This is a genomic window from Macrococcus equipercicus (assembly GCF_024205945.1).
Taxonomy (GTDB): domain Bacteria; phylum Bacillota; class Bacilli; order Staphylococcales; family Staphylococcaceae; genus Macrococcus; species Macrococcus equipercicus.
In genome coordinates, this window is sequence record NZ_CP073809.1 from 165,828 (window position 1) to 179,523 (window position 13,696).

General features: G+C 43.4%; 15 protein-coding genes. 10 read left to right on the top strand and 5 right to left on the bottom strand.

Annotated features, from left to right (window positions below; translation table 11 throughout):
- Positions 1-6: 6 nt before the first annotated feature.
- On the top strand, positions 7-492 hold the full coding sequence (locus KFV11_RS00855) for a MogA/MoaB family molybdenum cofactor biosynthesis protein (protein ID WP_254250077.1): 486 nt from the start codon (positions 7-9) through the stop codon (positions 490-492).
- On the opposite strand, the gene moaC is transcribed toward KFV11_RS00855, so the two are convergent.
- Positions 493-969 (bottom strand): cyclic pyranopterin monophosphate synthase MoaC, encoded by a 477-nt coding sequence (gene moaC / locus KFV11_RS00860; RefSeq protein ID WP_254250078.1) that lies wholly within the window; start codon positions 967-969, stop codon positions 493-495.
- A gap of 65 nt (positions 970-1,034) precedes the next feature.
- Between moaC and KFV11_RS00865 the strand changes: the two genes are divergently transcribed.
- The 7 genes from KFV11_RS00865 to desA all read left to right on the top strand — a co-directional run bounded on the left by KFV11_RS00865 (position 1,035) and on the right by desA (position 6,229).
- Positions 1,035-2,276 carry a molybdopterin molybdotransferase MoeA gene (locus KFV11_RS00865; RefSeq protein WP_436970209.1) on the top strand — a complete coding sequence of 414 codons (1,242 nt, stop codon included), beginning with the start codon at positions 1,035-1,037 and terminating at the stop codon, positions 2,274-2,276.
- Positions 2,270-2,737 carry a molybdopterin-guanine dinucleotide biosynthesis protein B gene (gene mobB, locus KFV11_RS00870; protein WP_149459025.1) on the top strand — a complete coding sequence of 156 codons (468 nt, stop codon included), beginning with the start codon at positions 2,270-2,272 and terminating at the stop codon, positions 2,735-2,737. The genes KFV11_RS00865 and mobB overlap by 7 nt, the downstream gene beginning before the upstream one ends.
- On the top strand, positions 2,724-3,170 hold the full coding sequence (locus tag KFV11_RS00875) for a molybdenum cofactor biosynthesis protein MoaE (protein ID WP_149459026.1): 447 nt from the start codon (positions 2,724-2,726) through the stop codon (positions 3,168-3,170). The genes mobB and KFV11_RS00875 overlap by 14 nt, the downstream gene beginning before the upstream one ends.
- Positions 3,170-3,403 (top strand): molybdopterin converting factor subunit 1, encoded by a 234-nt coding sequence (gene moaD / locus KFV11_RS00880; protein ID WP_149459027.1) that lies wholly within the window; start codon positions 3,170-3,172, stop codon positions 3,401-3,403. The genes KFV11_RS00875 and moaD overlap by 1 nt, the downstream gene beginning before the upstream one ends.
- Positions 3,400-3,975 (top strand): molybdenum cofactor guanylyltransferase, encoded by a 576-nt coding sequence (gene mobA / locus KFV11_RS00885; RefSeq protein ID WP_149459028.1) that lies wholly within the window; start codon positions 3,400-3,402, stop codon positions 3,973-3,975. The genes moaD and mobA overlap by 4 nt, the downstream gene beginning before the upstream one ends.
- On the top strand, positions 3,968-4,981 hold the full coding sequence (gene moaA / locus KFV11_RS00890; protein WP_254250080.1) for a GTP 3',8-cyclase MoaA: 1,014 nt from the start codon (positions 3,968-3,970) through the stop codon (positions 4,979-4,981). The genes mobA and moaA overlap by 8 nt, the downstream gene beginning before the upstream one ends.
- 246 nt (positions 4,982-5,227) lie before the next feature.
- The gene (gene desA, locus KFV11_RS00895) at positions 5,228-6,229 is read left to right on the top strand and encodes a Delta(5) desaturase DesA (RefSeq protein ID WP_254250081.1); all 1,002 of its coding nucleotides are present in this window, start codon (positions 5,228-5,230) and stop codon (positions 6,227-6,229) included.
- Positions 6,230-6,243: 14 nt separating this feature from the next.
- On the opposite strand, the gene KFV11_RS00900 is transcribed toward desA, so the two are convergent.
- The 3 genes from KFV11_RS00900 to KFV11_RS00910 all read right to left on the bottom strand — a co-directional run bounded on the left by KFV11_RS00900 (position 6,244) and on the right by KFV11_RS00910 (position 9,463).
- Positions 6,244-7,428, bottom strand: a complete 1,185-nt coding sequence (locus KFV11_RS00900; protein WP_254250082.1) for an MFS transporter — start codon at positions 7,426-7,428, stop codon at positions 6,244-6,246.
- Positions 7,412-7,855 carry a MarR family winged helix-turn-helix transcriptional regulator gene (locus KFV11_RS00905; protein ID WP_149459031.1) on the bottom strand — a complete coding sequence of 148 codons (444 nt, stop codon included), beginning with the start codon at positions 7,853-7,855 and terminating at the stop codon, positions 7,412-7,414. Before KFV11_RS00905 ends, KFV11_RS00900 begins: the two co-directional genes overlap by 17 nt.
- Before the next feature lie 150 nt (positions 7,856-8,005).
- A complete protein-coding gene (locus KFV11_RS00910; protein WP_254250083.1) occupies positions 8,006-9,463 on the bottom strand; it encodes an NAD-dependent succinate-semialdehyde dehydrogenase in 1,458 nt (485 codons plus the stop codon).
- 121 nt (positions 9,464-9,584) lie between these two features.
- On the opposite strand from KFV11_RS00910, the gene tcaB reads away from it, so the two are divergent.
- A complete protein-coding gene (tcaB, locus tag KFV11_RS00915; protein WP_254250084.1) occupies positions 9,585-10,799 on the top strand; it encodes a putative multidrug effflux MFS transporter TcaB in 1,215 nt (404 codons plus the stop codon).
- A 32-nt stretch (positions 10,800-10,831) separates the two neighbouring features.
- On the opposite strand, the gene KFV11_RS00920 is transcribed toward tcaB, so the two are convergent.
- The gene (locus tag KFV11_RS00920; RefSeq protein ID WP_254250085.1) at positions 10,832-12,121 is read right to left on the bottom strand and encodes a DUF1958 domain-containing protein; all 1,290 of its coding nucleotides are present in this window, start codon (positions 12,119-12,121) and stop codon (positions 10,832-10,834) included.
- Positions 12,122-12,421: 300 nt separating this feature from the next.
- On the opposite strand from KFV11_RS00920, the gene KFV11_RS00925 reads away from it, so the two are divergent.
- Positions 12,422-13,636 (top strand): NupC/NupG family nucleoside CNT transporter, encoded by a 1,215-nt coding sequence (locus tag KFV11_RS00925; RefSeq protein WP_149459035.1) that lies wholly within the window; start codon positions 12,422-12,424, stop codon positions 13,634-13,636.
- Positions 13,637-13,696: the final 60 nt, after the last annotated feature.

A 13,696-nucleotide genomic window follows, 5' to 3' on the forward strand; every position in this document is an offset into this window, starting at 1 on the left:
GATTATATGCATGATAATATATTTAAAGCAATTACAGCAGGCGTACTGACCGTCAGTGATACAAGGACAACAGAGACGGATAAAGGCGGTCAGGCGGTTATCCATGCGCTTGAAGCGAACGATATCACTGTCAAGCAGTACAAGATTGTCACTGATGATGTTCTTGTTATTCAGCAGGCAGTGACCGAGATGCTTCAGCATGTAGATGCCGTTATCACGACGGGCGGCACCGGTGTAGCACAGCGTGATGTTACAATCGAAGCGGTCAAGCCGCTTGTCGCCAAAGAACTGGAAGGATTCGGTGAACTCTTCCGGTATTTAAGCTTTACAGAAGACGTCGGTACAAAAGCTATGCTGTCTCGTGCATTTTGCGGCACCGCCGGCAGCAGAGTCATCTTCTGTCTTCCAGGGTCAGTTGGTGCGGTGAATCTCGCGATGAGCAGGCTCGTTACACAGGAGATCTTCCATATTGTGTATGAGCTGAACAAATAGCTAACGGCTGAAGTCACCGGATTTGCCGCCGGATTTGTGGATGAGGTAAGTCGGTCCGATAATCATTCCTTTATCGACTGCCTTCGTCATATCGTAAATGGTCAGGGCAGTAACGGAAGCACCAGTCAGCGCTTCCATCTCAACGCCGGTCAATCCTTTTGTTTTAACAGTGCATTCTATATGCAATATATATTGTTCATCCGTTTCCCAGTTGAAGCTGATATTGATGCCGCTCAGTGCCAGTGGATGGCACATCGGGATGATACGTGATGTATCTTTTGCGGCCATAATACCTGCCACTTGTGCGACGGCAAGCACGTCACCTTTACGGTTCGACTGATTGATGATTTGATCATAAATCGTATGATTCACTTCGATCGAACTGACAGCAACAGCAGTCCGTGCCGTCACTTCCTTTGCAGAAACATCGACCATGTGCGCACGGCCTTCGTCATTAAAATGTGTTAATTGATTCATTCGCTTCACCCTTTCCTATATAATCATTATAAAGGACATACGTTAATTGAGAAAGAAGGATGACCATGCTTGAAAAACGAAAACCTATACCTGTTGATGAAGCAGTAGTCCGCTGTATGGCGCATGCTCACAAGCTGCCTGTCATTACAGTGCCGCTGTCTGACAGTTTAGGTTATTACACAGCAGAAGCAATTACTGCGAGTTATGATATACCAATGTTCGATAAATCACCATATGACGGTTATGCCGTGAGAAGTGTGGAGACAATAAGTGCGAGCGGCGATAACCGGGTCAGCTTCCGTACAGTCGATCATATTGGGGCGGGTGCCGTCAGCAGTCACGTAGTGCAGCAAAATGAAGCAGTGCGTATTATGACTGGAGCGCCTATACCAGAAGGAGCAGATGCCGTTGTCATGCTTGAACAGACGGTTGATACAGAAGAAGGGTTTACTGTGCGCAAATCTTTCAAATCCGGAGAGAATATCGCGGTGCAGGGAGAAGAATGTAAAGCCGGCGAAGTCGTGCTGCCGGCAGGCACTCTTATTACTGCAGGGGTACAGGCCGTGCTCGCGACATTTTCTTACAGCACAGTACCCGTGAGAAGAAAACCTTCAGTGGCGCTGATTGCCACAGGCACAGAGCTTGCAGCCATCGACGAACCGCTGACACCGGGGAAAATCCGGAACTCCAATGGCCCGATGATTGCAGGCCAGCTCGCTGAACTACGTATTAAGGCAGCGACTTATGAAGTGACTGCCGATGATTATGACCATCTGCTGGCGCTCATCAAAGAAGCGCTTCAAACGCATGATATCATTATTACGACAGGCGGCGTATCGGTCGGAGACTATGACTATATGCCGGATATTTACAAGACACTTGAAGCGGATGTGCTGTTCAATAAAGTAGCGATGCGGCCGGGCAGCGTGACGACAGTAGCGTCGCTGGAAAACCAGTTGCTCTTCGGACTGTCCGGAAACCCGTCAGCCTGTTATTCAGGGTTTGAGCTGTTCGCGAAACCAGTCATTAAGAAACTGATGGGAGCAACTAACTGCTATTCACCGGTCATTGAAGCGGAACTGACGGAAGATTTCTTGAAGGCTAATCCATTTACGCGCTTTATCCGGGCAGAACTTGATGTGATCAACCGGACAGTCAAGCCTGCCGGATTTAATAAGAGTAACGCGGTCGTCGCTATTGCTAAGAGCAATAGTATGATTATGCTGCCAGGTGGAACACGCGGATTTCAGGCGGGAGACAAAGTGCAGGTCATCATTACGAAACTGACGGATGTCGCTTCATGGTAGTGCTGCAAGTCGTCGGCTACAAAAAAAGCGGAAAAACGACGGTGATCAATCAGTTGATCCGTGCTGCACGAAAGCTGCAGCTGACAGTCGCGGTCATTAAACACCACGGAGACAAGTCGGGGAACGAGATTGATATTCCTCTTAAGCGAGATCATGTGACTTACATGGAAAGCGGAGCAGCCGAAAGTATTGTTGAAGGCTATCACTATGTGCATAAGCTGCTGAAAAAAAGTGAATCATCACTCGACGAACTCATCAATGAAGTATCGTCAGCTCCAGACATTATTTTAGTCGAAGGCTACAAGCAGGCTGATTACCCCAAAATCGTCCTGCTGAGAAGTGAAAGTGACAAAGAACTGCTCGACCTCACAACTATTACTCAAGTAATATATACAGACGCGATCAGCACAATCAATTACACAGACATTATACAGGGACTGATTAATGATGAAACCATTTGAAGTAGTAACGACACCGCTTGACCCGGAAACTTACCGGAAATACACTGTCAATCCAAAGCAGGGCGCCGTCTGTGTCTTCACGGGAATCGTCCGTGAATGGACAAAAGGGGTGAAGACGGAGTATCTTGAGTATGAATCCTATATCCCTATGGCTGAGAAGAAGCTGGCACAGATCGGCGAAGAAATCAGTGAACGCTGGCCGGGTACGGTGACAGCAATCGGACACAGAATAGGAGCACTTCAAATTTCGGATATCGCCGTCGTTATCGCCGTGTCGTCTCCGCACCGGAAAGACAGCTATGCGGCCAATGAATATGCAATCGAACGTATTAAAGAAATCGTCCCTATATGGAAAAAGGAAATATGGGAAGATGGCGAGGAATGGATGGGCGGCCAAAAAGGGTATCATTCATCCTACAAGGAGGAACATTAATGAGAGTACTGTACTTTGCACATATTAAAGAACTGATCAATCGCACAGAAGATAACTTTACTTTCAGCAATGAACTCAGCGTGAAAGAGTTCAGAAAGCATTTGAATGAAACATATCCTTTTTTGCAGGGAGAAAAATTTCAGATTGCAGTGAATGAAGAAGTAGTGAGCGATGAAGAGCTGGTCAACAACGGGGATGTCATCGCCCTGATTCCGCCGGTGAGCGGCGGTTGATCGCTATTATACTGGCAGGCGGCGAATCTCGGCGGTTCGGCAGTCAGAAAGCTTTTTATGAACTTGACAGTGAGCCATTTTATAAGTGTGTCGCACAAACATTAGAGTTAAGTGGGCAGTTTGACAAGCTGGTTATCAGTTCCAATGAAGCAATTGCTGAAAGGTTTCAAGACTATCCAGTCGTGATTGATCAGCATCACTATAAAAACCGTGGACCGCTGGCAGGAATTTATTCTGTTATGACAGCCTGTCCCGCAGACGCCTATTTAGTGATTTCAGTAGATACACCGTTTATAACGACTGCAGCATTACATCATCTCATAAAGCAGTATGAAGGACAGCTGACAGTATACCGTGATGACAGTCAAATACATGGGACGATCGGAATATACCCGCACCATTTAAAGGCGGTCATCAAACAGCTGCTTGACAATGACAAGCTTGCATTACGCCATTTATTCAATGAGAACACTGACTATATAGATGTAGCAGCAGTGCCGGGTAACTGGTATGCGAACATCAATACAATGAACGAACTCGCTATAATGAAAGAAGGTGAACGAGATGACTGAACAAATAACAGATAAATTAGGACGGCCGATCCGTGACCTTCGCATCTCTGTTACAGACCGCTGTAATTTCAGATGTTCTTACTGCATGCCGAAAGAAATATTCGGCGATGACTTCGTGTTTCTGCCGAAAGATGAGCTGCTGTCGTTTGAAGAGCTGGTTAGAATTGCGACGCAATATGCGGCACTTGGCGTAAAGAAAATCCGGATAACAGGTGGGGAACCGTTATTGCGACGCGATTTACCGCTATTGATCAACGCGTTGAATCAAATCCCGGGTATTGAAGATATCGGTCTGACGACAAACGGGATGCTGCTCAAAAAACATGGACAGGCACTCTATGACGCGGGACTGCGCCGTCTTAACATTAGTCTGGACGCGCTGGACCATGTGTTTGAGGAAGTCAATGGACGCGGTATTAAAGCAGCAGCAATTCTCGAACAGATCGACTATGCCAACGGCCTCGGCTTCCAGATTAAAGTCAATATGGTCGTCCAAAAAGGGATGAATGATCATCAACTGCTGGCGATGACGGATTATTTTAAAGGCCGCAACATTACGCTTAGATTCATTGAATTTATGGATGTCGGTAATGACAATGGCTGGAACTTTGATCAAGTCGTCACGAAAGCTGAAATGATCCAGCTGATCGAGCAGCATTATGACATCACGCCGGTCAAGCCGAAATATTTCGGAGAAGTTGCCAAGTACTACGAGCATGACAACGGTGCAAAAATCGGTTTTATTACAAGCGTGTCTGAATCATTCTGCTCCAGCTGTACTCGAGTCAGACTCAGTTCAGACGGTAAAATATACGGCTGCTTGTTTGCCGGCAGTGGTTTTGATTTAAAGGGGCTGCTGAGACAAGGCGTATCAGACGAAGAATTAAAAGCCCAGCTTGTGGCGTTCTGGCGCAAGAGAGATGATCATTATTCAGATGAACGAACAGCAGAAACCGTGAAAAACAGGCAGCAGAAAAAAATAAACATGAATTATATTGGAGGCTGAGGCCTCTTTTTTTATTATTTCAGTATAAATAAGTGTATGAATTTATGCTTAATATATGCAATATAAATATAAAATTATTATAACTTAATAACAAATGGTGAGATAATGGAAGTTATTTGAATTTATTTATTCTGTTATTTCATAGAAAATAGGGTATAATAAGTTTATGACTAGATACTATTAACAAATAATAATTATCAATTCATGGTGGTTTAACGGTTTCATATATTATTTTAGAGGTGACCAATGGATAGAGATAAGAAGTTACAGTTAAGAAAGTCAGTCAAGCCTTATGAAAAATCAGAATTGCAAATAAGCATCATTCAGATTATCAATACGTTGATTCCGTATGTTTTGCTCATAGTGACAGGATTCCTCGTATACGATATTTCGCCGGTATTGTCTATTATCTGCGGGACAATAGGTGCATTTTTCCTTATTAGAAGTTTCATCATTTTCCATGACTGCTGTCACGGATCTTTCTTCAAGGATAAGAGAGCAAACAAAATACTTGGTAATATTTCCGGGTTTCTGACGTTGTTCCCTTATGAAAAGTGGCGCCGTGAACATATCACGCATCACGCAACGAGTGGTAACCTCGACAAAAAAGGGACAGGTGACATTTGGATGATGACGATAGAAGAATATAAAGAGGCGACACCGATGCAGCGCTTTATGTACCGTGCATACAGACATCCATTCGTGATGTTTGTTCTTGGTCCGATATATTTGCTGTTTATTTCAAACAGAATGAACGCGAAAGATGCAAAATCAAAAGAACGTAACAACACATATATTCATAATGTTGCTGTCATCGTTGTCTATGGTCTGCTCATCTACTTGCTTGGGCCTGCACGTTTCTTCAGTGTAATGGGACCTGTATTGTTCGTAGGTGGTCTGCTTGGCATATGGTTGTTCTATATCCAGCATACATTTGAAGACGCTTATTTTGAAGATGAAACACAATGGGATTATGTAAAAGCAGCTGTAGAAGGCAGCTCATATTACAGACTGCCGAAATTGTTTCAATGGCTGACAGGGAACATCGGTTTTCATCACGTCCATCATTTAAGCCCAAGAATTCCGAACTATCTGCTGGAACAGGCGCATAATGAAACACCGCCGCTGCACCATGCGACGACAATCGGACTGAAAGAAAGTTTGAAATCATTGAAGTACAAGTTATATGATGAAGACAATAAAGGATTTATTACATTCAGAGAATTTAATAGACGTTTCGCGAAATAGTCAAAAAGCACATCTTATCGATAAAGATGTGCTTTTTTTCCGTGTAATAATAAATAGGCGATGAGTCCGATGATAACAACAATGCTCATAATGGCGTACAGTCCATGCATGCCCGTCGATGGGATGATGCTGCCGAGTGCATAAGGACCAAAACCGAGGGCGAAATCAAGAAAGATAAAAAAAGTCGATGTTGCAAGACCGATCTTATGAGGCTCTGTAACTTTGACTGCTATTGCCTGAGCAATAGACTGGAAGTTACCATAACCAAAACCGATGAATATTGCGCTGATCCATAGCAGCAGGGCATTATGAGTCAGACTAAGCAGCACAAGCCCTATTATAAAGCTGATAAATGATGGAATCATCACAATATTAGTTCCTTTCGTATCCATCATGCGTCCTGTCACCGGTCGGGATAATAACACGGTAATCGCATAAACAAGGAAGAAGAAACTTCCCGCTGTCACTAAGTCGTTTTCTTTAGTGAAGAATGAAATGAAGCTCAGAACGCTTGAATAGGCTGTACAAGTAATCAGCACGACAAAGCCGATAGGAAGGGCATTCTTATCGATGAAATCACTGATATGCAAACCTTTCGGCATATTGGATTTAACAGGTTCAATATGCGGGGCGATTTTAATCATTGGAATAAGAATAAGTGCAATAACCGCGATTATAAGACAGATGATAAATAATTGCTGATATGAAATGAACTGCAGCAGGAACATGCCGAGAAACGGTCCGATAGCTGTAGATAACACAGTGCTCATACTGAAGTAGCTGATGCCTTCGCCGCGTCTATTAACCGGTGTGATAAATGCTGCAATCGTACCGGTCGCTGTTGAAGCAATACCGCTGCCAATTCCGTTTAATAATCTGACGATAATGAGTAGCGGTAAATTGAATGACAGGAAATAAAGGGCAGTTGTAATTGTAAAAATAAGACCACCGATAATAAGAATTTTCTTCTGTCCTAAAATATCGATGTATTTTCCTGCCCAGAACCTGCCGAATAAACTACCGACAATGAAAATACCTGATACAAGTCCTGCGAGGCTGGTAGAGACGTGATACTCAGTCACTGCATAGCCTCCGATAGTAACAAGCAGCAAATACATAGACAGCATGATGATGAAGTTAGTCATTGAGACTAAAATAAAGTTTTTAGTCCATAACGGCTCTTTAATATGTTCTTCCAAAGCGCTCTTCCTTTCTATTCTGGTAATATTGAGTAACCATATTGAGCTGTGCGGTCAGTTCTTCGACTGGAACACTGATATTGGCCAGCGATTCCTGCTGGCATGTAGATACTTGCTGCTGAATCTCCTGATACATAGACTGGCCGTGCTCAGTGAGCGATAAGATTTTCTCGCGCTTATCTCTGCCTTCAGAAGACTGGATGAGGTTTAACTCCACTAATTTCTGAATGATTTTCGTTGCGGTTGGTTTTTCTATCGTACGTGCCTTAGCGACTTCTACAAGAGTCGTCGGAGCAGTCTGTGCGATTGTTTTGAAGATAAACCACTGGGCGGAAGATAATTGATAGTTATTAACGATAAAATCCATTTCTCCGACATAAGAACGCCGCAAATCAAGCAGTGCTTCGAAAAATAACTGATTGTTCATAATAACCTCCTAAATAGTTAGTTAGCAAAACTAACTATTTTATTCTAAAGGGTCACGACTGTTTTGTAAAGAGGATAAACTTATTTAACTGAGATAAAGCAAAAAGCACTTTAAGGACTATTACAAAGTCCTTAAAGTGCTGAGGTGAAATTAAAGATAACGTGTGTTGACGAATTTTTCAACGACATATTCTTTCAAGCCGAGGTGACTGTTCTCGCGGCCGAAGCCTGAATGTTTAACACCGCCGAATGGTGTTTCAGGATTAGAGATTTTCACTTCATTGATACCGACCATGCCGTATTCCAGACGAGTTGATAATTCGAATATTACTTTAGCAGAAGAAGCATAAGCATAAGATGCAAGTCCAAATTCTGTATCATTTGCCATTGCAATGACCTGATCGATGTCATTGAAAGAGATGACAGGGACGACCGGTCCAAATGTTTCCTCATAGAAAATGTTCATAGATTGGTTGACGTTATCAATAATCGTCGGTTTGAAGAAGAAGCCTTCAACATAAGCACCTTCTGTCAGGCGTTCGCCGCCTGTCACAAGTTGAGCGCCTTTTGCCAGCGCATCGTCAAGCTGTCCTTTAATTTTGTCGATAGCGTCTTCGCGGATTAATGGCCCGACCTTTGTGCCTTCTTCCATACCGTTACCGACTTTCAGCGCTTCGACTGCAGTTTTCAGCTGAGTCATGAAGTCTTCTTTGATTTCTTCATGAACGAAAACACGGTTAGGAGCGATACATACTTGGCCGTTATTACGGAATTTTGCAGCGACTAGACCTTCAACACTCGCTTTGACGTCAGCATCTGAATGCACAATGAACGGGGCATGTCCGCCCAGTTCAAGTGACAGCTTTTTAAGGGTGCCGGCTGATTGTTTGTATAGTTCCTGACCGATTGGTGTAGAACCTGTGAATGTCAGCTTTCTGACTGTATCTGAATCAGTCATCGTCCGGCCGATAACATCAGAACCGCCCATAACAAGGTTGACTGCTCCAGCAGGGAATCCTGCCTGCTCCAGCTGCTCGAAAATAGCGATTGCTGTCAGCGGTGTATCGCCTGATGGTTTCAATACGACTGTATTACCTGCTGCAAGTGCCGGTGCAATCTTCCGTGTGACCATCCCTGATGGAAAGTTCCACGGGGTAATTGCTGCCACAACACCGACCGGCTGGTAGATGATTTCATAGTGATGAGCGTTCGGTGCCGGGATGATGTCACCGTACAGTCTTCTTGCTTCTTCAGCATTCCATCTGAACGTTTCAGCACCGTCAATGACTTCAAGTTTTGACTCGGCAAGTGGTTTCCCCTGCTCAATAGTCATCACTTCTGCGATGTAATCCGAATTTTCTTCGATTAAGTCTGCAGCTTTACGCAAAATGTTCACGCGGTCTTTCAGTTCCATACCGCTCCATTCTTTGAAAGCTTTATCAGCGGCTTCGATAGCGCGTGTCGTCTCTGCTTCGCCGGCCTGAGCAATCGTTTTGATTACTTTGCCGGTCGCCGGATTGATGACTTCCTTCGTCTGCTTGTCGTCGCCGTCTACCCACTGACCGTCTATAAATAACTGATGATGCACTTTATTAATCGCTTCACTCATTAACTAATCCTTCTTTCATAAGTTTGATAGTTATATTTTCCCTCATACAAAATCATGAAACAAACAATTAGCTTCCGCTGATTTAATGTATAATGAATTATCTTGATCACTGGAGGTCATTATGAATCATTCTCAGTCTACTCAATCAAAGGTCCAATGGAAACTTGTCGTTGTACTTGGCCTGCTTGCCGCGTTCCGACCGCTGTCACTTGATATGTATTTACCGGCACTGCCGCATGTCGTTGATGATTATCAGACAACTCCATCAAGTGTGCAGCTTAGTCTGACTGCTTGTATGATAGGTCTTGCTGTCGGTCAGCTGTTTATTGGTCCACTCACAGATATTGTCGGGCGGAAAAAGCCGCTGCTCATCGTGCTCGCAGTCTATGCATTAATGTCGCTGTTGTCAGCCGTTGCTCCGACGATTAACTGGTTAATACTCATCCGGTTTTTCCAGGGATTTGCCGGCGGAGCAGGGGCAGTTATTGCCCGTGCAATTTCTGCGGATTTATATAAAGGAAAAGCGCTGACGAAGTTTATGAGCATGCTCATGCTCGTCAATGGACTGGCACCGATACTTGCCCCGATAATCGGCGGGATCATCCTGCGTTTTTCAGTATGGCAGACCGTGTTTTACATTCTTGCAGGCTACGGCATACTCATGTTTCTGCTGAGTACAATGCTCAAAGAAAGTCTGCCGAAGACAAGTCGTCAAAACGCTCGAATTTCTTCTATTTTTATTGATTTCAAGGCACTGCTCAGCAATCGGAAGTTTGTAGTATTGCTGGTGCTTCAGTCATTGACGTACGGTGTATTATTCAGCTATATCGCCGGGTCACCGTTTATTACCCAGAAAATTTATCGTATTTCACCGCAGCAGTTCAGCTTGATGTTTGCGGTGAATGGAATCGGTCTTATTTTATTCAGTCAGTTTACTGCCCGGCTTGTAGACCGCATGCCTGAAGGCGCTATTTTGAAGCTGGGTCAGAACATCCAGTTTATAGGAATGATAGCGACAGTGATCGTCCTCATGTTCCATATGCCGGTATGGCTGCTTTTCAGTGCATTATTTTTACTGATAGCGCCGGTCAGCATGATTGGTACTACCGGTTTTTCGCTCGCTATGCAAGTTCAGCGGCAGGGGGCAGGGAGTGCTGCGGCATTACTTGGTCTCGTCCAGTTTTTAATCGGCGGCGCCTTGTCACCATTAGTAGGTGTAATGGGTGAAGCTAGTTTTATTCCTTTTTTAATCATTATTATTGCTCTTTCTATCATTGCGCAGCTGTTGAGAATAGTTGTACTGAATCGTATGACATTGACCGATAACGGGCACTAAAAAAAGCGTCTGAGGAGGTGCTCCTCGAACGCTTATCGTTTGTTGAATAATTTCTTGATGTTATTTCTATAGTAATATAGTAATAACAGCAGTCCGGCCAGAATAGATAAGGTGATGCCTATTGTCAGCTGGACGAAGTAGTCATCGATGAATTTCTTGATGCGGTACTGCTGGTAATCTTCGTAAGTGACATTAGGAACCTCAGTATCTTTTGAGACAAATGAACGTGCGTACTGATAGGTCGCTTTACCATCTTTGAAGATCAGTTTGCCAGTAACGCCTTTTTTGACGACATCATATAAGTCATGATGAATGTACAGTTCTTGATCACCGTTTTTGTAGTAGCCTTTACTGAGTACTTTCTTGTAGCTGTACTTGCTGTATACATCGTCCATAATTGCATTGGCAATTTTATTGCGGTTGAATTCAGCCGGCGGATCATACCAGTCTTCGACACCCATGATCACTTGAATAATGCGCATGCCGTTTCTTCTGCCGGTAATCGTCGTATTAAAGCCTGCCGTGTCGCTTGACCCGGTTTTCAGGCCATCGACACCTTTGTAGCTGAGCTGTGCGCCTTCTAACGAATGGTTGTATGTGGCGAATGTCTCTTCGTCAATCGTCCCTTTTTTGACAGTGACAGTGAGCAGCTTCGTATAGTTCAGTACTTGAGGATATTCATTGACGATATGACGGGCAAGGATTGCATAGTCCCGTGCAGTAGAAATATTGTCATCATCCTCCTGGTAACGCGCCGGCTTGTACTGCAGCAGCAGATTGTTCGGAGGGCCTGCCGGGTTATAGTAATGCGTATTCTTCATACCGAGCTTCGACGCTGTTTTATTCATTAAATCGACAAAGTCAGAATCATCTTTGTGGACTAACGAGGACAGCATGAACGTCGCTGAATTCGATGAAGCGGTGAGCATAATGTGCAGCAGTTCATCAACCGTATAAGTCGCGCCTTTACGGAAATGATTATTGCTCAGCATCGGCAGTGTTGAAATCTCATAAAATTTGTCGTTGACCGTCACTTTAGTGTTTAAATTGATCTTACCGTGGTCCATCGCCTGATAGACGAGGTACAGTGTCATCAGTTTAGACATAGAAGCGGGCGGCCACTTTACATCTGGGTGATCCGAGTAGAGAACCTGCCCATTTTTCGCTGCAATGACTATCGTTCCTTTTGGATTATAGTTTTCGGTCATCGGATAGCCATCTTCATTTGCTATTTCAACAGGCGTTTTAGCGTAAGTGACAGGAGCGAGCAGCAGTTGTCCCGCAAGCAGTAACAGTAATAATTTGGGATAAATAGTTTTCATTGGTCAGCCTCTTATTGTTCAGTAAATGTTATTATTATCTAATAGTAACATAAATGTTTTTAACGTATCATCAATAAAAATGGACAGATTTTGAAAGAAACTATTAAAAGAAAATATTATATGTATATTTCTTTATCATTTATCATTGTAAGCGTTTATTAAATTTTTATTATTCGACTTTCGAGTACTATTCGCCTTCAATACAAAATAATTGTTCGCTTTTTTTAGAAAAAGTATATCCAATTAAACTTTAATAGTGCTATAATCTTTCTACATTCAAAAATTATAAAGGTGGAAATTATGAATCCCTATTTATTGCTTAACGTTTTAGGTATTTTTGTATTTATCCTTATTGCTTATCTGTTTTCAAGAGATAGAAAAAATGTTGACTGGAAATCAGTAGTTATTATGCTGCTTGTCAACTTGCTGCTTGCCTGGTTCTTCACTCAGTTTCCGTGGGGACGTATGGTGGTCAAAGGAGTAGCAGACGGTTTCAGCTGGATGCTTGAAGCAGCTTATGTCGGTGTCGGCATGCCGTTTGGCAGCTGGGTCGCTGACCGGATGAAAATGGACATGGCGGTAGCAGCGTTACTGCCGATTTTATTCATTGTCCCGCTGTTCGATATTTTAATGTATATCGGCGTGCTGCCGTTCATTATCAAGTGGTTCGGCTGGTTGATCGGTAAAATAACCGGACAGCCGAAGTTTGAATCGTTCTTCTCAGTAGAAATGATGGTATTAGGTAACACAGAAGCACTGGCTGTGTCACAGGCGCAGGTCCGTGAAATGAATGCAGCCCGCGTATTGACTATCGCTTTAATGTCTATGAGCTGTATTTCAGGGTCAATTGTCGGGGCGTATGTCACGATGGTACCTGGTGAACTCGTATTGACAGCGATTCCTTTGAACATTATTAACGCGATTATTATTACGACAATTCTTAATCCGATCAAATTGACACCGGAAGAAGATTACATTGTAGAAATTAAACAGGAAAAACGTCAGCCGTTCTTCTCATTTTTAGGAGATTCTGTACTTGGTGCAGGTAAATTGATTTTGATTATCATCGCATTTTTAATTGCTTTTGTAGCGCTTGCTCACTTCATTGATATGTTGTTGTCGCTGCTCGATCGTTTCACGCACGAAAAAGTACGTCTTGCGAATATTCTTGGCTTCTACATGGCACCGTTTGCGATGCTGTTAGGTTTACCTTGGAATGAAGCGCAAGTCGTAGGTGGTCATATGGCAACAAAGATCATCACTAATGAGTTCGTTGTTATGCTCGGCATTAAAGATTCATTGAAAACATTCTCGCCGCATATGACAGCTGTTCTTGTGACCTTCCTCATTTCTTTCGCTAACTTCTCAACAGTGGGGATGATTATCGGAACATTGAAAGGGATTGTCGATCAGAAGACGTCTGACTTTATCAGCAAATATGTACCGATGATGCTGCTCTCAGGTATTTTAGTATCATTGTTATCTGCTGCGTTTGTCGGCCTGTTCAGCTGGTAAATTTAAGAGATTTTAAAATAACTGATGTAATTTCGAATGGTAAGTGGTAAAATGTAACTG